The organism is Leptospira broomii serovar Hurstbridge str. 5399 (assembly GCF_000243715.2).
Classification (GTDB): domain Bacteria; phylum Spirochaetota; class Leptospiria; order Leptospirales; family Leptospiraceae; genus Leptospira_B; species Leptospira_B broomii.
The window spans coordinates 122242-142501 of sequence record NZ_AHMO02000004.1 but is presented as its reverse complement, the minus strand read 5'-3'; the positions used below and the strand labels follow the sequence as shown (position 1 = coordinate 142501).

Sequence of the window (20260 nt, the reverse complement as noted above, 5' to 3'; positions counted from 1 at the left end):
ATATGCAAAGTTATCTTGGTTCCTTTCTAACGAGGGTTGACCATTGGATAGACATCCATGCCGTATATTTTTCAAACTTTACCTTTCTTCTATTATGATAGTTTCGCTTTCAAGCGAACTAAACGCAAAAGATAATAAGCGGGAAGAATCAACTTCAAATCAAGAAAAACGTAAGTATTCTATCGGCGATGCTATAGAAATTAGAGATAAAAAGGATGAACGCTCCGTAAGTGAAGGGAGGATTAGTGGGGCGGCTTTAAGAAGGCGTCCCATGCAATCGACAGGAGAAATCGCGGAAGCAATTCCCGGTGTCCTCGTGACCCAGCATAGCGGCGGTGGAAAAGCAAATCAGTATTATCTAAGAGGATTTGATTTGGATCACGGTACCGATATGGCGGCAAGTATTGACGGAGTCCCAATCAATATGCCGACTCATGCTCACGGCCAAGGATACATTGATTTAAACTTTATTATTCCTGAATTAATTCATGATGTTCATTATAAAAAAGGAGTTTACTACGCTGAAGAAGGAGATTTTTCTTCTGCCGGGGCCATGAACATTTCCTATTCCAAGAGCCTCCAAAAAAACTTGTATTCCGTAGAAGTTGGAAGCTTAGGATATAAACGAATATTCATTGCAGAATCCAAAAAGATAGGAAAGGGGAATATTCTTTTTGGCGCGGAGTATTCTACGTATAATGGTGCTTGGACAATTCCGGATCGTTATAAAAAACTGAATTCAGTTCTTTCATACAGCTTAGGAGATGAAGAACTAGGAATGTCTATTACCGCAATGGGGTATAAAGGAGCCTGGCACGCGACTAACCAAATTCCACAACGAGCAATTCAAAAAGGAAGATCCTTGCTTTATCCGTACGATGACGGGCTAAATCTATATGATCCTGTTGACCGAACTGACGGAGGATCAACTCACAGGACTTGCGTCACGTTCGAAGGTCATAAAAAGAATGCCTATTCGGAAGCTAAGATCGTTTTATACGGAGTATATTATGATTTAGGTCTTTATTCTGATTATACTTTCTATATGGTCGATCCTGATCGGGGAGACCAAGCGGAGCAAGTCGATCAAAGAACGATTTCAGGTATGAAAAATCATTACAAAATTAAATCAAATTTATTTTCCTTTAAAATGGAAAACACATTCGGGTTTCAACTGAGGCGCGATTCTATTCATAATAGTCTGTATCATACGGAATCAAGATCTAGATTGGATACGGAATCCAATAAGAGAATTGTAGAGACTTCATTATCGCCGACATACGAAAATAGGATTCATTGGGTTTCTAAAATCGTAAGCATTATCGGGATAAGAAGCGATGCATATTATTTGACTGTAAATGATAACGTCTCGTATCTTTCCACCCAGAAGACTTCAAATATAGTAAGCCCGAAAGCCTCCTGGATATTCGGGCCTTGGGGGAATATTGAGTTTTTCTTAAACTACGGATGCGGGTTTCATAGTAACGATGCAAAAGGTATTTTGAATAGAATAAGTCCAGTTACGCCGCTAGTTCGGACAAAAGGCGGTGAAGTTGGAATGAGAGCGGCTCCGGTAAAGCAAATCGTATTTAACGTTGCGTATTGGTTTTTAGGCGTAAATTCGGAATTGGTGTTTAACGGAGATTCGGGAAATACGGATCCTAGCGGTCGCAGTATTAGAAAAGGAATTGAACTGTCTTTGTCCTACAAACTTAATTCTTGGTTAAATTTTGATGAGGACATTTCTTATTCTAACGCACGGTACACGAATGGCGGATTTTTTGGCAAAGATGGAGATTACGTTCCTCAGGCGATTCATTCCGCTTTTTCTTCCGGTCTCAGTGTCACCGATTTAGATGGGTTTTTCGGGGCGTTGAGGGTTCGTTATTTCGGACCGAGACCTTTAGTGCAGAATAATTCCGTGCGATCTACTCCATCTACATTCTGGAATATACGAATAGGCAAGAAAATATCGGAGAATATAAGTCTCTCATTTGATATCTTCAACATTTTCAATTCGCACGCACCGCAAGTTCAGTACTATTACGCGACTCGTTTAAAAAACGAAGGCCCTGGTCCTGTCGACGGGGGATATAATGATACATTGACTCACCCTACAGCCCCTAGAAATTTTAGGGTTTCCATCTCAGGTACTTTTTAACTTTGTTTCTTTTTGTAATTACAATGAGCGATAACGTCCCAAATATTATACGCATTTACAGATAAAAAGAAAGGCTCTCCTAACCTACCTAAGATTGTGACCAAACAATTTTCAAAAAAAGGAGAACCACCATGAGGGCAAAAGAAAATAAAAGCCACGTGAAATTAATTCAGGCGGCTGAGACCAAACTCAAGAAGGACTTGAGTGAACTCGTAATGCGAAACTTTCGGGACACTTTCGATTTATTTTAGCTTATATGATCTTTTGCTATTTTTTCAAAAAATTCAAAGTATCGATGCAATTTGCAATCAAGTTTCTCACTTTAATTGGTGATATCAACGAGATCGGAAAATCTCTCGTAGAATTAAAGCTGCGATTTGTTGCTCTTTTGTATAAGTATAATTGCTTAAAAGTCAATCAAAGGAATAACTCGTTTGAACATTTTTACTTTTGCAAGTCCAAAGCAACATCCACAATCATATCTTCTTGGCCTCCGACCATCTTACGTTTTCCTAATTCAACCAGGATATCGACCGTTTTGATACCGAATTTTCGGGAAGCTTCCTCTGCATGACGTAAAAAGCTGGAATAAACTCCTGCATAACCAAGAGCTAATGTTTCTCGGTCTACTCTTACAGGGCGATCTTGTAAAGGACGGACGATCTCATCAGCTGCATCCATTAGAATAAAAAGATCCGTTCCATGATTCCAATTTAATCGCGATGCTGCAGCAATAAACACTTCCAAAGGAGCATTGCCTGCTCCAGCTCCCATTCCTGCTAAACTCGCATCGATCCGATCGCATCCTTCTTCCACAGCGACAATCGAATTGGCCACACCTAGCGAAAGATTATGATGGGCATGGATACCGGTCTGAGTTTTAGGATCCAAAACCTCCCTCATCGCACGAAAACGATCTCGGATATCGTTCATATTCATAGCGCCACCGGAGTCCACTACATAGATGCATTCCGCACCGTAACTCTCCATCAACTTTCCTTGTTCAGCCAACTTCTGAGGAGAGATCATATGACTCATCATAAGAAATCCGACTGCGTCCATTCCAAGATACTTTGCAAATTCTATATGTTGCTTGGAAATGTCAGCTTCCGTACAATGTGTAGCGACTCGAACAGAACGTACACCTGCGTCATACGCGTTTTTTAGATCATGAATCGTTCCAATTCCGGGAAGAAGGAGGGTTGCAATTTTTGCATGTTTAACGATTTTCACGGCCTCTTCAATCATATCTAGATCCGTATGGGCCGAAAAACCGTAATTAAAACTAGATCCCTGGAGTCCATCCCCATGAGCAATTTCGATACTATCAACTCTTGCGTCATCAAGTGCCTTTACGATATTCCTTACGTGGTCTAAGGAATACTGGTGGCGAATTGCATGACTCCCGTCTCTTAAAGTCACATCTGAAATGAATAGTTTTTTATTTTCCGGAAGAATCATTTTGCAACCTCTCGTAATTTATTATTTAGTAATTCTGAGATTCTTTCTCCGGTTGCCAAAGCCGCAGACGTCATAATGTCCAAATTACCGGCAAAAGAAGGCAGATAATGTGCGGCACCTTCTACTTCGATAAAAACAGTAGTCTTTAAGCCGGAAAGGGTTCCAACGCCCGGAATTTTCAGAGGTTTATCCTCCGGAATAATATCGAACAAAACTTTTTGTTTTAAGCGATATCCAGGAACGTACCGCTGGACGGATGCTACCATGTCTTGGATGGACGTTTCTATCTTAGCTTGGTCTCCTATTTTTGATAATACGTAGATTGTATCTCGCATCATAAGTGGAGGTTCAGCAGGATTCATTACTATGATTGATTTTCCCTTCTTGGCTCCTCCGACCAATTCTAGTGCTCTAGAAGTAGTCTCGGTAAACTCGTCTATATTCGCTCTTGTACCCGGTCCAGCCGATTTACTGCTGATCGAGGCTACGATTTCCGCGTAGTGAACTTCTACGATTCTAGAAACTGCGTAAACCACCGGAACCGTCGCTTGTCCGCCACAGGTGATCATATTAATGTTTTTTTGCTCTAGATTCAGATCCAAATTCACAACAGGTACACAATAAGGACCGATCGCTGCCGGTGTTAAATCAATTAGTCTGATATTCGGGTTTGCCTTTCTCAATATTCTTTCGTTTTCGATATGGGAGGAAGCGGAGGTCGCGTCGAATACGATTTCGATTTCGTTAAAATTCGGAATTTCTAATAAACCCTCCACTCCCTTATATGTTGTCGGAACTCCCATTCTAGTTGCCCGAGCCAACCCGTCCGAGCTTCGATCGATGCCAACCAAAACGGCCATCTCCAAACTTTTGGATTTTCTCAAAATTTTAATCATCAGATCAGTGCCGATATTTCCCGAACCGATGATTGCGGACTTAATTTTTCTTTCCATAATAACTTCCTAATATTAAATGGGGTATCAGATCATTCTACAAGAAACTCTTCCGAGGCCAGTAATCTCCGCATCCAAATCATCCCCAGGCTGAATAGGCACCATAGGTCCTAATGCTCCGGACAAGACAATCTGCCCCGCTCGTAGTCCCTGGCCCCTTTCTATTAGATTTTTAGCAAGCCAATAGGCGGCCCGAAGAGGATGATTCAAGCAAGCCGCTCCAGAGCCGACAGATTCAATCTTACCATTTTTTCGCAGGAACATCCCAACTCCGGCGAGATCCAAGTTGCCCAAAGCAATCGGCTGATTTCCTAATACAAAAAGCCCGCAAGAAGCGTTATCCGCCACAGTATCTTCCAATTTTATTTTCCAATTTTCGATGGCGCTATCGACGATCTCCAAAGCGGGAAGTGCATACAGAATCGAATTTAAAAATTCTCCGTAACTTGGTATATTCTCCTGGATATCGCGAGCCAATATGAAAGCTACTTCCGCCTCGATCTTAGGCTGCAGGAGGCCCGCAGTCGGAACCGCATCCGAATCCAAATATTCCATATCGGAGAATAAGGTGCCGAAATCGGGTTGATCGACCCCAAGCTGAATCTGAACTGCTCTAGAAGTTAGCCCGATTTTCTTTCCTACTTCCTTAACACCGGTTTTCAATCTTTCCGAATTGTTAACCTTAGCGATTTCATAAGAAATTTCTAAACCTTGAATTCCATACGTTTCCGATATCGGCGGGATCGGTTTTCCGCTATTTCTTGCCGCCCGTAAAGCCGAAGCGGCCGATTGAATATTGGAATAATTTACAGAATTGTTCATTTTAAGCTCTGACCAACTCCTTATTTTTTACGGGACGAGCTGCGGATTTCAAATCGAGTCTGCGTTCCAATTCCTGAGCGAGCTTATCCCCGGTTCCTTTGGCCATTCCAAAAACGAATTTATCAGGACGAAGTAGGACGAATCCGCTCTTCTTGTATCCCGCCTTTCGGAACCAAGGACTCAAAAGGCCGTAAATATCTTCTACCTCGTCCCAATTTGGATCGAAATTTCGGACTACTTCATTGATGCCTTGTGGTCTGTTTCCTTTTTCATAAATCGTAATATACTTTGTCCCAAGTGAATTAAGAAAAGAAAGAGAGGCATCCGAAAGACCATCTCTTGGATCAATTCCCTGCCCAATTAAGGCGTACGAATCACCGATGATCTCGTCCATTTTTCGACACGTACCATCCATGATTTGAAGATCCGGTTGAGGCATTAAAGTACCTGCATGTATGTTCTCTGAATTTCTAGGTAAACCTAAATAGGTTCCTTTTTTATATTTTGGCTTTGGTTTGAATTTTCCCTCTCGGAAAATGTTATACAAACTCGGAACCGACTTGATCGCTCTTAGTAACGCATTACGTATCATGGCAAAAAATTTATTCTCCAAAGAAACCACATCCTTTAAAAGTATGGAGACAAGAATCATATCTTTAGCGTGAAAATATCGTTCGCTTTGATACGTATCCAATAATTTCTCGCTAGCTCGTCCGCTCATTACCTCAATCAACTTCCAGCCTAGATTAAATGCGTCTCGAACTCCGGAGCTCATTCCCTGCCCCATAAACTGAGGAGTCATATGTGCGGCATCACCTGCGAGAAATATCCGCCCCTCTTTCCATTTTTCCGCGACGAGTCCGTTGAACGTATAGACTAGCCTGCGTTTCACTTCGAAATGATCCGGATTCACATGTTTGGATAATAGCTTCCGGATCGTTTCCGGCTTTTCCATGTATTCTTTCGACGTACCTTTCTTGAGCCTGAATTCGAATCGATGATAGCCATCAGGCTGGGGACAACTGACTACTGGACCCTTTGGATCGCAGTAAAAATTAAAATAAGGTAGGTGCCTCAATCCCAATTCCAAATTTTTCTGTTTAAGATCGACGACAAGCCAGGGCTCGGGGAAACTTTTTCCGATCAACTTGATATTCAATTTATCTCGGACCGTACTTCTTCCCCCATCGCAAGCAACCATGTACGAAGCTCGAACGGACTGCTCGTCTTCTTGTTCCTTCGGTTTATGGTTTTCCGATTTCTGTCCGTATGCGGTCCCTTCACTGGCGATATGAGAAATAGTCACGCCTTCGGAGTCTTGCTCGAAAGAGCGACATTCTCTTCCTCTCAGAACCGTTACATTGGAATATTGCTGTAATTTTTCCGTTAAAGTTGTTTCTAAATACGGTTGGTAGAAAAAGTTTATGATAGGCCATCCATTTGGAGTGCCGGTAGGGGTATACTGCACGATAGGTGTTCCGTCCTCGTATGTGAATTGAACCGGAATGTCGAACATCATACCCTTATGCAAATCCTCAGCGACTCCGGCAGCTTGGAAGACCCTTAGACATTCATCATCTGTATATACGGCTCTCGCGTTTCCGTAAAAGACCGGTTCCTTCTCAAGAACTATAACACGTAATCCGCGACGTCCTAAGAGATGAGCTAACGTAAGTCCAGTAGGACCAAGGCCGATAATGCCTACGTCATACGTTGATTCATTAATGTTATTTAAATTTTCCATAATATCACGATCTCCAAAATTAAAAAGGGGCATATTCGGAACGAAATAGAGAGAAGATTCCCCTCCGAAATTCCCTGAATCTAGACAGCGTTGTCGACATTTCCGGCCTATGGCCCCAAGAGCTGATTTGTTTGTATTTGTTTTGCTTCCATTCGATTTCGTCGACCGGTATCGGATTCCATCCCACTTCGAGTTCGAAACCGGAGGGAGTAATCACGTAGAAAGATAACTCTAAATCATTGGGGTGCTGTCCGATTCCGCGAGCGATTTCGAATCCCAAATTTTTACAACGTAAGTATGCCCCGGTCACATCTTTCAATTCTTTCGCTTCAATATTCAAATGCTGGATTCGAGTAGAAATAGGATCCAGATGCAATCCCCTTGTCGCTGCCACAGCAACGGAATGATGACGCGGATTCATTCTTAAGAATACGATGTCCAGAGTGACTCCGGACATTTTTTGCTCTATATAATCGCTGATCCTCGCTCCGAAAATCTCCTTCCAAAATTCGATAAGTTCTTCAGGTCGCTTAGAAACCATAGCCACATGGCCCATTCCAAACTCTTCCGTTACAAAACCGCTGGCTGACATTTTTAAGGGAGTTTCCGTCAAGATCGGGTCTATAAATAATTCAATATTCAATCCTTTCGGACCTACGAATTGCCAAAAGGATTTTACTCCACGCAAAACCGCTTCGCCAGCTTCTCCAGGAATAATGGTTACTTTTCGCTTCTTTAATCGATCTAATATAATGTTTAAAGAATTCTCGTCTTTTATTTGAAAACCGAGACTAGTAAAATCTTCCGTCCCTCCTTTTCGAATCAAAAATCTCTTTTTATGTTTATCCAATCGAAAGCAAACGCATTCATCGTTATCAAACTCAGCATGTAATCCGATCGCTTCTTTACCGAAGGAATACCATTCTTTCAACCGATTAGATTCTATAACTGCATAACCTAGTTTTACGGAATTGAATATGTTGATATCATTGCCCTTAAACATAATTTACCATCCAACCTTTCCAAGGGAATGAATGGTAAAAAATATATTCGTAATTTGATTGAATTCTTTCGATCGCTCCCATTGGACCCAGTGCCCCGTATGATTAAAATAATATAAGTCGCAATTAGGCATTCTCCTTTGCAAGGAAAGTCCGCCGCTTGGTCTGTTTACCTTATCTTCAGTTCCCCAAAGCACTAAAGTAGGAACATCGCATCGCAAAAGTCTCGGGTCTCGAGTAAAATCAAAATTCTTAAAATTAGGAATTCCTTTTGGTCTGCGTAAAGGAGGTTTAAGTATAACCTCGGGATCGATACTAGATTTGTATCTTTCTTCTATGAGGGCCGCTGGCACTTCCTCTCCTTTATAAACTAGATTCTCTCGGATAAAAGTAGTGAGCTTCTCTATACTTGGGCCACTTCCCGTATAATAATTGAATAATCGGTTCAAACCTTTGGTAGGAAAGGATCGAGTAGTATCCACTCCACCTGGGCCCATCAAAATTAAAGCGGAAACTTTTGAGGGATTCTCAAGCGCCATCCTTAATGCGCAAGCACCGCCGAGAGAATTGCCCACAATATGCACTTTTGGAATGTTGAGTGCATCAAGTAGCCTGAGCATTGAATCCGCTAAATCACCAAATGGGTCTTTCCGATTTATTCCTTTTGTGGACCTGCCATAACCAGGCATATCAGGCACTAAAACACGAAAGTTTTTAGCAAGAACTTCAATGTTTCTAGAGTAATTAGATATACCTGAAGCGCCGGGACCGCCTCCATGAAGCAATAATATAGGCTCCCCAGATCCTTTTTCGAAAAGGTTAATCTTTCGATGTCCAATAGAAATAACTCGCGAATTAGAGAGATATTCGGTTTCTTTTTCACGAAAATCATCATTGGATAACTGTTTGCTTTGGGCATTTATCATAGGGTTCCTCTTTAAATTTCAAAACTTGCATCTTGTCCGCTTTCGGGATCCAGATGGAAGCTCCTCTTCCGGCTTATGCAATTATTCATAACGATTGTAATTATATAATCAATATATTTATGAGAATACTCTCATTTTTATAAAAAATTCAATTTTTGCAATGTATATCATTTCGAAACCTATGTCAACAAAAAGTTCGCCGGCCGAAATAGGCCTTCTACTCAGGGAATTAAATTTTATATATATTTCAATGTTGACAGTTATAATATTTTTGAATTATCTCTCATTTTAATTAATATGCTCATTTATTTTCTGCGCGTTATATTATGAAACAATCGTTATTTAATAGAAATGTCGAATAGAGCTGGAGAGAACCGTCTTATAAAAATAATAGAGAAGAGAAGTAATGAGTAAAACAATCAGTAGTATAGACGTTCATCACCATTTCATCCCTTCGTTTTATACAGAAGCTTTGGAAAAAGAGGGAATCCGAGCGGTCGCGGGTGCACCTTTACCGTCATGGACCCCTTTGCGTTCCCTGAACGTAATGGATATAAACGGAATTAGGACCGCGATCACCTCCATCTCTTCGCCAGGAGTTTATTTTGGAAACGTAGAGAGGGCGTGTGCATTGGCCCGTCGTTGCAACGAGTACGCACAAGAAATCGGGCAACAATATTCTGGAAGATTCGGATCTTTCGCTATTCTCCCCATGCCTTTGCCGGAAAAAGCAGCAGCCGAAGCCGTCTATGCTCTCGACACATTAAAGGCCGATGGAGTAGTAATTTTAGCAAGCACACGAGGCAAGTTTTTAGGAGATCCTGATTTTGAGGAACTCATGACGGAACTAAATACCCGAAATGCGACAGTGTTTGTTCATCCGGATCTACATCCCAGCAGCGAAACCTTAGGATTAAGGACTCCCGGATTTATATTGGAATTTCTATGTGATACCACAAGGGCCGCAGTGAATCTAATTTACTCCGGAACTTTGGAAAAATACCCAAGAATCAAATGGATTCTTGCTCATGCCGGTGGATTTCTTCCCTACGTTGCATGGAGAGTCTCTTTGGGAAACCTTCTGCCAGAAATCGCGGAAAAAACTCCGCATGGGATCTTAACTTACATAAGACGTTTTTATTTTGATACGGCCTTATCCCCTTCTCCATTTGCGATGGCCGCTTTAAAGGAACTCGTGGATCCGGGCCATATTTTGTTTGGAAGCGATTTTCCGTTTGCTCCGGAACCTCTTTTTATCCATCAGAGAGAAGAATTGGAAAAATTAAAACAATTTGATGCACAAACGCTCGCTGGCGTTAACAGAGGGCACGCGCTGAAACTTTTCCCACGTTGGGCATTAGATGGAGAAACAATCGGCGAAGCTCCAAAATTCGATCGAGCCGATCTGAAAACCGCTATTAAATTTCAAATTATGAAACGATTTGTAACTCTCGCCTCGAAAGTCAGAAACCGCTAATTTCAAAACTCAATCTATTTAAGTAAATATAATACGAATATGGAGCAGAAATTAAATAGTCGAGTAAGAGTCACCTCTGGCCGCTATTTAGTTTGGTTCCGACAGGATCTCATCAGAGAGGAAGTCCAGGCGCATTGGAGAGGACCTCATGGTCAGATTGCTAAGAATATCAAAGCAATGCACGAATACGTGCAGCAATATCGGTTTACAGATTTTCTTATAGAATACGAAGGTTCTCGTGCGGGAGTAAAAACATTAGTTTTTGCTCATATCATTCCGCCAATGAGTCCCAAACTCGCAGAATTCTTTGCAACTCGCCCCTTGTTCTTAAATGGCGTTAGGGAAATATTTTCCTGAGAAGTGATTATTGCCGAAGACGGCACCCATTTGGAAATACCTTGATAGCAAAAAGAATCTAATCGAAATCCTGCCAAACCCGATCAAAAGCCCTTTGGCTTATATTCCTTGCAGTCGTCGCTGAAACGCCGTAAGCTTTTAAAACAAATGCGATCATTTCCACATCGTGAGATTTATTCTTTGCTCTTCCTTCCAGAATGTTTCGAATTCCGTAATGTACTGCGCCCACGTATAGTCCCAAAGCGGACTCTTCAGATTCAATATTAAATTTGCCTGCCTTAATCGCCTTCTGCATGTCTTTCAAAGGTTGAGTGCGAATAAGTTCGCTCATTCTAGGGGCTGCCGCAGTAATCCTAATTAAAGCCCAAGCCCAATCAGTATCGTTTCTTGCTCTTTTCAAAAAAAGCATCCCGCCCGTCGCCATCCTCTCGGCCCCATCCGCAATATCTGGCATAAGCCGAACAGCTTCGGCGACCAGCGATTCTGCAAGCGCAAAGGCAGAAGCTTCCAACAGTTCTTCCTTAGTTTTAAAATAATTATAGAAAGTTCCGTTCGCGACTTCCGCTTCGGCAGAAACCTCAGCAATCGAAGTTTCTCCAGCATCCTTAACTGCAAATAAACGTAAGGCCGCACTCATTATTTGAGCACGAGTCCTTTCCTTTTTCGGTAAAAGAACTTTTCGAGATTTTAAAACAGCCATTATTCCAATCAAATTTTGCCGACATAAAATAAACAACTACATTTTTGAGAGGAATCTCAATTTATGATTGTATACGTTATTTCCGAATTATCCATAATGATATGAACCAATTGACCTATAATACACCGGGCCTCCTCTTTCCTGCAATATCGTTATTGATGCTTGCCTATACAAATCGCTTTTTTGGACTAACATCCCTAGTTAGACAATTGCTAATCAAATATCAGGAAAGTAAACAAGAGCTGATCTTAGATCAAATTAACAATCTAAGACTCAGAATTTCTTTAGTGCGTTACTCCCAATCCTTCGGCATAGTAAGTCTTATTCTTTGTATTCTCTCCTTAGGGTCCGTATCCATCCAGAATACAATCGCTTGGACATTCTTTGCCATATCGTTACTCTTAATGATTCTGTCGCTCTTATGTTCCTTATACGAGATACATCTTTCAGCCAAAGCCCTTGAAATCGAGCTAAAGAACGTAATTAAGGAAGATTTTTGATAAATATAAATATTTTTATTATTGACCTATTTATCATTTTTGATACTTCTCTCATTTATATAAATGTTTCCACTCCCGTCCATAGTCCAAACCGCGAGGGCCTCGAACGCCATAGTAATCGGAGCCAATCCGACCGGACTATTCTCGGCTTATCTATTAGGATCGGTAGGAATACCTGCCCTAATAATTGAAGACCAAAGTATGATAAATACAGATAACCAAATCTTGTTAAATCAAAAGGATTTAATCGTCTTTGAAGAAATTCTGTTAAAGAAAATTAAGGACAACACCGATTCACTTCTAACAAATGCCGAGTCCTTCCGAGATTTAAATATTTTATATTCTCATATAAAGGATAAAAGTCTCAAAAATATATATAGACCTGTTTGTAGGATTTCAAAAAAAAGAATAGAATCTATTTTGAAAAAAAATATCTCAATTCTTAATAATGTAACGAATTTGAAGCCCAGTGCATTTCTGCATCATTCTAGGACTGATGGTACGATTCAGTTAGATATAGAATTCGGAAATTCAAAATTCAAAGTTTCAACCGGCCTACTCGTTATTTGCAACGGGATTGAAATGGCGAAAACGGACTTTCACACTCTTTTTCTTTTTTTATTCGAATTTATAATAGATTACATTCAAAATAATTTTGAAAATAAGAACCCATCTTACTCAGGAAATTTTTGCAAAATTAATGCTGAAAAACAATTTATAGAAAAAAATCGTCATGAATAAACCTGCTTCTAAAATTCCCGTTCAAGCGCACACTCCCGTAAGCAAAGTTCAGGACATCGCCTACGTTAGATTAGGTCGAAAAAATCTGTCAGAATCCGAAAGATACTACACCGATTTCGGACTCCGCGTTCTTAGCAAAACAAAGACACAGATCTTATTTCATGGAAATAGCTCTAATTTTCCCTGTTGGTCCATCGAAGAGTCCAACAGGGATTTTTTACTGGGTTTGGGATTTCATATAACTTCCTACAAGGAATTTGAAGCTTTGAAAAAAGTGAAGGGCGCTCAGCTCCTTCCTTTAGGCCGATTTGGAAACTTACCATGCGTAACCTTACTTGATCCTTCAGGCTTGCCTGTAGACGTAGTGTTATCCGAAGTTCCGAAATTCACTTCCCAAAGCCCTAAAAAAAGAGATTGGAATCGTTACGACTCGATCAAGAGAGTTAATCGTCCACAAGCGGCCGAAACTGGACCGCCTGGAATAATCCGCCTAGGACATGCAGTTTTTCTAAAACAGGAGTTTTTAAAAAATGCCCAATGGTATTGCGATACTTTTGGGATGATTCCTTCCGATATCCAATTATTACCTAAATTAAAAGAACCGGTTCTGGTTTTTTTGCGATGCAATCGTGGGAAAACTCTAGCAGATCATCATTCCATCGTAATTGGCGCAGGCGCTGATGATCGATTAGAACATTGCGCTTTCGAACTAAAGGATATCGATGAAATTTCACAAGGAAGACAATGGCTTTTGAGCCGAGGCTGGAAAGCAGCTTGGGGAATCGGTAGACATATCTTAGGAAGTCAAGTATTTGATTACGAAAGAGATCCGACGGGCATGCTTGTAGAACATTATACCGATGGGGACAAGTTCGATGATACCTACCCTGTCGGCTTTCATGAGATTAGCCGTAAAAGTTTGTACCAATGGGGAGAAGATATGCCGAAGGATTTTCTAGATTCTAGACTATCCTTTCACGTTTTAAAAGAGTTAATCAAAGGAATTTTATCCGGAAGAGAAATCCGATTCGGCACTTTAATCGGGATGAAAGCAATGGCAGAAAAACCTCCGAGACATTGGATTAAATATTAATAAGAAGAGAATTGAGAATGGCAAAAAATTATATCCGCTTTAGTAAAGGAAAAAACATCGATTGGGGCCGGACCGAAAATGGTAAAGTCTTTCCTCTCAACGCCGGTGATTTAAGTACGAAAGAATTTTTGGATTTCTTAAAGAAAAATCCTAAAAAGAATAATTCGACAAATTTTCCCTTAAAACAAATTTCGATTCTTTCTCCGATAACTGCTCCCTGCCAAATCATCTGCCAGGGGGCCAATTATAGACAACATCTGATCGAATCGGGTTTGGATCCGGATGATAAAAGTTATAATATGTTTTTCACGAAATCCGACGCGTCACTTTCCGCTCCGATCGGCGAAGTAATCCGTCCTGATCATGTGAAACTTTTAGATTATGAAATCGAGTTAGGAATAGTCTTCGGTAAAAGCATAGATTCTAAAATTGAAGTGAATGCTAAAAACGTTTCTGAATATGTAGCCGCCTTCTTCATGGCAAACGATGTCTCCGCGAGAGACATTCAATTGCCGCAGATGCAATGGTATAAAGGAAAATCGTATCGTACATTTTTGCCTGCAGGCCCTGTCTTAGCCGTTTTGGAGCAGGGAGATTTCGATCTATTAGCCACCTTAGAACTTACATTACTTGTGAACGACCAGATCCGGCAGCATGATACTGCTTCCAATTTGGTTTTTAAACCTGCAGAAACTATTACTGAATTATCTCAATTTTGCAATGTATCTCCAGGAGATATTCTTTTAACAGGTACTCCGTCTGGATGCGCACTTAGAGCTCCAAGTAAATTGGTTCAAAAAATCGGAGGGATTCTTTCCGAAAGGACGAAATGGAAGCTATTCATCAAGGGCCAAAGCAAAAGAATAGAATATTTGAAACCTGGAGACATCGTAAAATCATCCATCCGCACGGCGGATCGCAGAATTGATCTAGGCGATCAGATTTTGGAAGTGGTTCAAGGATCATAAGGAATTTATGAATGAATTCTATAAAGATAAAGTAGTTTGGATTACCGGAGCTTCTTCCGGGATCGGAGAGGCCTTAGTAAAAGAATTATCAGGAACCGGAGCTAAAATCGTTCTCTCTGCGCGCAGGAAAGAGGAATTGGAAAGAGTGCAATTGGAGAATCATCTGAATAATTCTAATTCCTTAGTCCTTCCTTTGGATTTAAATGACTACAAGAGTTTGGCACAATATCCAGAAAAAGTAATCCGGAAATTCGGTCAAATCGATGTATTGATCAATAATGGTGGGATTAGTCAACGTTCCCTCGCTCACGAAACTGATTTCAGTACGTATGAAACATTGATGAATGTTAATTTTTATGGAAACATAGCCCTTACCCTTTCCTCTCTTCCATTTCTTCGAGATAGAAAAAAAGGGTGGATAGCCTCCATTTCGAGTGTAGCTGGCAAATTAGGAGTGCCTTACCGAACAGGATACTCGGCAGCTAAAGCGGCATTAACTGGATTTTTCGAAGCACTCAGGGCTGAAAATCATTCACAAGGAATTAGAATAACTTTGGTTTATCCGGGTTTTATACAAACCCAGATTTCCCAGAATGCACTAAAAGGTGACGGTCAAAAAAACGGCGCGCCGAATCTTCATACTAAAGCCACGATCAAAGCGGACGAATGTGCCCGTAAAATTTTAAACGCAATCCGTGACGAAAAGTTGGAGGTGGTAATCGCAGGACCAAAGGAAGGATTCGCAATTTGGATGCATAAGTATTTTCCCTCTTTCTTCGCAAGGATCTTATCGAGAATTAAAGTGACTTAAGGTATTTTCAGGAAATATAAATTTGGAAAAATAAAAATCGAATCTGGAGAGCCTTCGTAAGCCGACATCCAAAGGACCAGGCAATTTCAAATCCCAAAATTTACCAAAACGATCGAAGAATTTAAGGCGGTAAGTTTCTTTAGGCTGGGAGAATTTAAACAGCGAGATTGACTCTGACTAAATGATTCTGTGTTTCCTGAAACTAACGGCAAAACCTCGGAACCAAGAACTTTCCGAAGGAAAGGATGGGCTTCGATCCTCGCTTGGTTTTGCTTGTTGTGGAAGGAAGGCTCAGAATTACTTAGGAAGGGTAATGGTTATCCAATCTATGAACTTTGATTTCAGAAATTCGTCGACCGGACCGGAAAACTGATGATAACCTAGGAAAAGAATCCAATAAACCAAGGTGAACCCGAATAAAATTTTTGCGGTCGAGTTAGCTAAAAAGGGCGATGCAGAATAAAACATTCTAAATACGGCAATCGGCCAAAAGAAAAGTAGGAAAAAATAGAAAGCTCGAGGGAGTCCGTAAAGCCAGCTTAAAATTTCGGTGGGGTACGATTTTGTTAAACGTTCATAAGATTCTTTTAATTCCGGGAAGAACTGAAAGAAATAAAATACGAATACGAAAAAAGTCGCCACCTTCCAGATTATTTCTATGTCGTTCCGAATTAAAACTAAGGTAAGCCCGACAAACCAAAGTAAAAATAACGGGAACACTATCTGCTCTAAGAGGCCCGCGGAAGCTGTTTGAGCGAGAAAGATCATTTCTGTCTCCGGATTTTATTTATTTTGGGTAATTTTCCGGACGCCCAATCCAAACATTGAAGCAAACTTTCCGGATCGGCTAATCCTTTTCCGGCAATGTCGAAGGCAGTTCCGTGGTCGGGAGAAACTCGTATAAAATCCAATCCCAGAGTCATATTCACCCCGTATTTACCTTCCCACATTTTAAACGGTATCAGTCCTTGATCATGATAACAAGAAAGAAACAACGAAAAGCGACTCCGATAATGTTCGGCAAACGCTGCATCGGCGGAGATCGGTCCTACCACATTCAGTCCCGACTTCTTGAAAGAGGAAATCATAGGCTCTAAAATGGATTTTTCCTCGCCCCCGATTTGTCCACCTTCTCCCGCATGAGGATTCAATCCTAAAAATGCGATCGCTTTCTCCTTTTCTAAAGGAGCGGAACGGATGGCGGCGATTAAACTCGGCACATGTATTTTTTTCAAGTAGAAAGGAACCTTTATTAAAGGAACATGAGTGGTCAAGGTTAGTACGTTCAACTCACGCCCGGCCATCAACATGTAAGTTTTTCGATCGTACGAATCTGCAAGCGTCTCGGTATGACCTCGGAAACCCTTTACTCCCGAACGTAAAACCCATTCCTTGCTCAAAGGCAGCGTGACCAAATTTCCACCGAAGCGTTTTTGTAATTTGATGGCTGCCTGGAGAGACGAATACGCCGCCTTTCCGGATTCGATCGAAGGCTTGCCTACAGTTAGACGGGCCTCTTCCCCCGGAGTCAAAGACCCTGTATTCCATGTATAGAGTCCGGGCCGAGAAATCGCCGTCGGATCTTCCACAGACGTCCAACCTTTCTTGGGGGATTTTTTCTGAGATCGAATTAGAAGGATTGAAACATCCTTGGACAAGGACTTTACTTTCGAGTAGGAGAGCTCTATTAGCTCAGGCCCGATCCCGCAGGGATCTCCTTCAGTGATAAGGATGCGGTTCAAGGCCCTTTAGAATCGGAAGATTAGGCTTCCTTACCGGTTTGTTTTCCGAAGAGTTTTTCGAGGCTAAGAGAATCCTTAGAATACTCCAACTCGATTCTCTCTTTATTCGAATGCTTTAGATCGCTGGAGATCATACAACGTCCCTCCAGGGTCACTCCGTTTTGGATGATTAATTCCGGAGTCCGAATATCTCCCAGAATTAAACTTGTAGGAAGAAGCATGACCCGATTTCGAGCCGTGATATTCCCGATTACGATACCTTCTACGATGACGCTCGCAGCAGTGATATTCGTTTTTACCTTACCGGAAACACCGATATACAACTGTTCCGCTTGAAGAGACTTGCCTTCGAACTTTCCATCGATCTTCAAGGATCCGTTAATGAAGAATTTCCCGCTAAAGTAGGAATTTTCGCCGATCGTGGAATTGGTGACTTCTGAAGAGTTCTTAACAAGTGCCATGAATTTTAAATCCTATAGATTTCGAATCGGGTTATGTAATCCGAATGTATGCACAAAGTATAGCCCCTGCCGCTTCGGGAAAGGAATTTTTAGAGAAAGCAGGGTGTTTTTTCTTGTCGGAAAAAACTTCACGACCGCACGATTTGAGTCTTTGAGCGGAACTTTCGAGTCAATGCTTCAAATTGGGCACATTGATTCGATCCAGCACCTCCGCCGTAAAGTCGCGGAATTCTTCCACCGCTTTCGGAATGGGGAGACCTTCCAATTCGGTGGCTTTTTCAAAGCGCGGGTTAAACGTGATCTTATCCTCGACGTTCATGATAATTCCCCCGCCCGCCTTGAGTCCGTCCAGGACTTTGTTTAGAAACTCGTTGAACTTTTGAAACATCTCGAAAGCTTCCGCTATGAATATTCGAGTTTGTTTGTTCTTCATTCGGCTGAGCTGTTCCCTGAATTCCTGTTTTTCGGCGGCTTGGTATTCCTCGATGGTTTCCGTCAAAACCTTGATATTTCGACGGATGTTTTCCATATGCTTAACGACTCCGTCTTTTTCGTTTCCATGAGAAAAGTCGAAGCGAATATGCATTTCGTTCAGGATAGGCAGATATTCCCGATCCAGAACGTTAATCCAAGTACCGATCTGATTGACTTCGGAGTCGTTCGAATTGGGAGAGATTTTCATGACCGGATATTTAGCCAAAATTCGACCGGCTGCGTCCGGATTTTCTCGGAAGAGTCTGATTTGCTCTGCGGCCGTTTCCAAATTATCGGGAATTCCTTCCGGAGAAATTTCCCGCATACGATTTCGGTACTTATCTAGATCCCTGCTGACCCGATATCTCTGCTCGTCGTTTTTGGAAAGTTTTAGAATCTTTTCCAGTTGATTGATCATCTTTTGATGACGTTGCAACTCTAGAATCTGCTCTTGCGTTATTGCCGCCATAGTGGAAATTTTATTTTAGCCGATTTCGATTCCGAAAGCAAGAAGTTTACGCACTTAATCGGATCTCTTCTTGTATCGTTCCAAGACAAGCCGCAAAAAGTCCGAATCCGGAAATTTATATACCAGAGATTCCAACAGCTTTATTCCCTCTTCTCCCTCGCCGGTTTCCAAAAGCGCAATCGCTTTCAGATAAATCATTTCCGGAGAATATTGGAAGCGTCCGGTGCGGGTCGATCGTTCGCGGAATGCGTCGAATTTTCTTTCTTTGAATTCTTTTACGGCTATGGCACGATGAATCAAATACGAATCCGGATAAGCTCGTTCTATATCAACCAAATCCGAGTCTAGGCGAGACGCTGCAGTGGAATTCCAAAGAACCAAAAGTTCGAAAGGTCTAAGGGTATGTACAAGTTGCTTTTCCCTCAAAATTTCGTACCGTTCGAAAAGACTTTCGTCTCCGGAGCCTATAATCGATTCCCTCAGAGTGTCGGAGAGTTCTTCCCTACCGTTCTTTTGTTTCTCCAGCCGAATCCATGATTTTTGTTCATCCGTCGATTTGAATTTCTTCAAAAGAAAAAAACGATCCCAAATCGAATGCCTCGTTTCATAGTCCCTAAGAAAAAGGTCTTTTTCCTCGTCGTTCAACTCGTTCCAACGACGCACGACGATCGCATCCAAAACCTTTACCGTACGTAAGCCGATCTGATTGAATCGAAAATAATGATATGCTAATCCGACCAGCGACGGCTCTTTTCCCGAGACGGTAAGATCGTACAATAGAAATTTTTGCGCTTCGTCCAAATCCCCTTTTTTATGGGAAAGCACCAATTTTTCCCGTAGGCCAAAATCGGTCGGAATCGGAGTCTTTTCCGGTAGAGAATCCAAAAATCCCAGAAAAAATAGCAGTATTCTGCCTTCCTTCGCTTCTGGAAGATCCTCGGGAAAAGAATTCAATAATTTCTTATACTCGTCCAGGCGTTCTTCGCAAAGCAAGAATGCGGAACAAAGCGAGAAGAGTTCGCTATCCCAAACGACATGCCCTTCGAGTTCCTCTAGAAGTTCTTCGAAAAACAAACGTAAGAGCCTCTCCTCTCTTTCCGTAATTCCGTCTTCCCGAATCCAATCCGTTCGGGGAGAAAGGAATTTGAAAGAACCGAATAAGTCGGAACGAAAACAATCCAACGGTTTCAAGTGAGTAAGAATACTTCCGTTGTAGTTTTCCAGAATCTTCGTTTTTAAGCGATAAACTTCCGACGGAGCGGAAACCTCGGGTGCAATCTTGGCGCCGACAGACGCCTCCGAATTTTCCGTTTCAGGGCGACTCAGGGTGATCTCGGGCCATTCTGTTTGGGAACTTAAAACCTGCATGCCTGACTACCTTTTTGGAGTTGAACCTTTG

20 protein-coding genes are annotated in these 20260 nt (G+C 41.6%); 8 read left to right on the top strand and 12 right to left on the bottom strand.

Annotation, left to right across the window (positions count from 1 at the left end):
* Positions 1-94: 94 nt before the first annotated feature.
* Positions 95-2161, top strand: coding sequence for a TonB-dependent receptor (locus LEP1GSC050_RS00760; RefSeq protein ID WP_020986959.1), 2067 nt, complete (start codon positions 95-97; stop codon positions 2159-2161).
* Between the two features lie 444 nt (positions 2162-2605).
* Here LEP1GSC050_RS00760 and dmpG read toward each other — a convergent pair whose 3' ends face one another.
* Genes dmpG through LEP1GSC050_RS00730 form a run of 6 tightly spaced genes read right to left on the bottom strand, consistent with a single transcriptional unit; the run spans position 2606 to position 9068 of the window.
* Complete coding sequence (dmpG, locus tag LEP1GSC050_RS00755) at positions 2606-3622, bottom strand: 4-hydroxy-2-oxovalerate aldolase (protein WP_010569158.1); 1017 nt, start codon at positions 3620-3622, stop codon at positions 2606-2608.
* The gene (locus tag LEP1GSC050_RS00750; RefSeq protein ID WP_010569157.1) at positions 3619-4575 is read right to left on the bottom strand and encodes an acetaldehyde dehydrogenase (acetylating); all 957 of its coding nucleotides are present in this window, start codon (positions 4573-4575) and stop codon (positions 3619-3621) included. The genes dmpG and LEP1GSC050_RS00750 overlap by 4 nt, the downstream gene beginning before the upstream one ends.
* A 27-nt stretch (positions 4576-4602) precedes the next feature.
* Positions 4603-5397 (bottom strand): 2-keto-4-pentenoate hydratase, encoded by a 795-nt coding sequence (locus LEP1GSC050_RS00745; RefSeq protein WP_010569156.1) that lies wholly within the window; start codon positions 5395-5397, stop codon positions 4603-4605.
* Between the two features lies 1 nt (position 5398).
* Entirely contained in the window at positions 5399-7141 is a 1743-nt protein-coding gene (gene mhpA / locus LEP1GSC050_RS00740) for a bifunctional 3-(3-hydroxy-phenyl)propionate/3-hydroxycinnamic acid hydroxylase MhpA (RefSeq protein ID WP_010569155.1), read from the bottom strand.
* A 19-nt stretch (positions 7142-7160) separates the two neighbouring features.
* Positions 7161-8144 (bottom strand): VOC family protein, encoded by a 984-nt coding sequence (locus LEP1GSC050_RS00735; protein ID WP_010569154.1) that lies wholly within the window; start codon positions 8142-8144, stop codon positions 7161-7163.
* 3 nt (positions 8145-8147) lie between these two features.
* Positions 8148-9068 (bottom strand): alpha/beta fold hydrolase, encoded by a 921-nt coding sequence (locus tag LEP1GSC050_RS00730; RefSeq protein WP_084695299.1) that lies wholly within the window; start codon positions 9066-9068, stop codon positions 8148-8150.
* Between the two features lie 406 nt (positions 9069-9474).
* Here LEP1GSC050_RS00730 and LEP1GSC050_RS00725 point away from each other — a divergent pair, with 406 nt between their 5' ends.
* Both LEP1GSC050_RS00725 and LEP1GSC050_RS00720 read left to right on the top strand, forming a co-directional pair.
* Positions 9475-10545 (top strand): amidohydrolase family protein, encoded by a 1071-nt coding sequence (locus LEP1GSC050_RS00725; protein WP_010569151.1) that lies wholly within the window; start codon positions 9475-9477, stop codon positions 10543-10545.
* Between the two features lie 39 nt (positions 10546-10584).
* The gene (locus LEP1GSC050_RS00720; RefSeq protein WP_010569150.1) at positions 10585-10902 is read left to right on the top strand and encodes a hypothetical protein; all 318 of its coding nucleotides are present in this window, start codon (positions 10585-10587) and stop codon (positions 10900-10902) included.
* 58 nt (positions 10903-10960) lie between these two features.
* Here LEP1GSC050_RS00720 and LEP1GSC050_RS00715 read toward each other — a convergent pair whose 3' ends face one another.
* Entirely contained in the window at positions 10961-11539 is a 579-nt protein-coding gene (locus tag LEP1GSC050_RS00715; protein ID WP_156895924.1) for a TetR/AcrR family transcriptional regulator, read from the bottom strand.
* A gap of 164 nt (positions 11540-11703) precedes the next feature.
* On the opposite strand from LEP1GSC050_RS00715, the gene LEP1GSC050_RS00710 reads away from it, so the two are divergent.
* The 5 genes from LEP1GSC050_RS00710 to LEP1GSC050_RS00690 all read left to right on the top strand — a co-directional run bounded on the left by LEP1GSC050_RS00710 (position 11704) and on the right by LEP1GSC050_RS00690 (position 15715).
* Positions 11704-12102, top strand: coding sequence for a DUF2721 domain-containing protein (locus tag LEP1GSC050_RS00710; protein ID WP_010569148.1), 399 nt, complete (start codon positions 11704-11706; stop codon positions 12100-12102).
* 201 nt (positions 12103-12303) lie between these two features.
* Complete coding sequence (locus tag LEP1GSC050_RS00705; RefSeq protein ID WP_198012822.1) at positions 12304-12843, top strand: hypothetical protein; 540 nt, start codon at positions 12304-12306, stop codon at positions 12841-12843.
* Complete coding sequence (locus LEP1GSC050_RS00700; protein WP_010569145.1) at positions 12836-13936, top strand: VOC family protein; 1101 nt, start codon at positions 12836-12838, stop codon at positions 13934-13936. The genes LEP1GSC050_RS00705 and LEP1GSC050_RS00700 overlap by 8 nt, the downstream gene beginning before the upstream one ends.
* A 17-nt stretch (positions 13937-13953) precedes the next feature.
* On the top strand, positions 13954-14904 hold the full coding sequence (locus LEP1GSC050_RS00695) for a fumarylacetoacetate hydrolase family protein (protein ID WP_010569144.1): 951 nt from the start codon (positions 13954-13956) through the stop codon (positions 14902-14904).
* A 7-nt stretch (positions 14905-14911) separates the two neighbouring features.
* Positions 14912-15715 carry an SDR family oxidoreductase gene (locus LEP1GSC050_RS00690; protein WP_010569143.1) on the top strand — a complete coding sequence of 268 codons (804 nt, stop codon included), beginning with the start codon at positions 14912-14914 and terminating at the stop codon, positions 15713-15715.
* A 297-nt stretch (positions 15716-16012) separates the two neighbouring features.
* Here the strand turns inward: LEP1GSC050_RS00690 and LEP1GSC050_RS00685 are convergent, their stop codons facing one another.
* The 5 genes from LEP1GSC050_RS00685 to LEP1GSC050_RS00665 all read right to left on the bottom strand — a co-directional run bounded on the left by LEP1GSC050_RS00685 (position 16013) and on the right by LEP1GSC050_RS00665 (position 20229).
* Positions 16013-16483, bottom strand: a complete 471-nt coding sequence (locus LEP1GSC050_RS00685; protein ID WP_010569142.1) for a hypothetical protein — start codon at positions 16481-16483, stop codon at positions 16013-16015.
* The gene (locus tag LEP1GSC050_RS00680) at positions 16480-17457 is read right to left on the bottom strand and encodes a PdxA family dehydrogenase (RefSeq protein ID WP_020986999.1); all 978 of its coding nucleotides are present in this window, start codon (positions 17455-17457) and stop codon (positions 16480-16482) included. The genes LEP1GSC050_RS00685 and LEP1GSC050_RS00680 overlap by 4 nt, the downstream gene beginning before the upstream one ends.
* A gap of 20 nt (positions 17458-17477) precedes the next feature.
* Entirely contained in the window at positions 17478-17918 is a 441-nt protein-coding gene (locus LEP1GSC050_RS00675) for a bactofilin family protein (RefSeq protein ID WP_010417822.1), read from the bottom strand.
* 169 nt (positions 17919-18087) lie between these two features.
* Positions 18088-18861 (bottom strand): hypothetical protein, encoded by a 774-nt coding sequence (locus tag LEP1GSC050_RS00670; protein ID WP_010569140.1) that lies wholly within the window; start codon positions 18859-18861, stop codon positions 18088-18090.
* Between the two features lie 54 nt (positions 18862-18915).
* Entirely contained in the window at positions 18916-20229 is a 1314-nt protein-coding gene (locus tag LEP1GSC050_RS00665) for a tetratricopeptide repeat protein (RefSeq protein WP_010569139.1), read from the bottom strand.
* Positions 20230-20260: the final 31 nt, after the last annotated feature.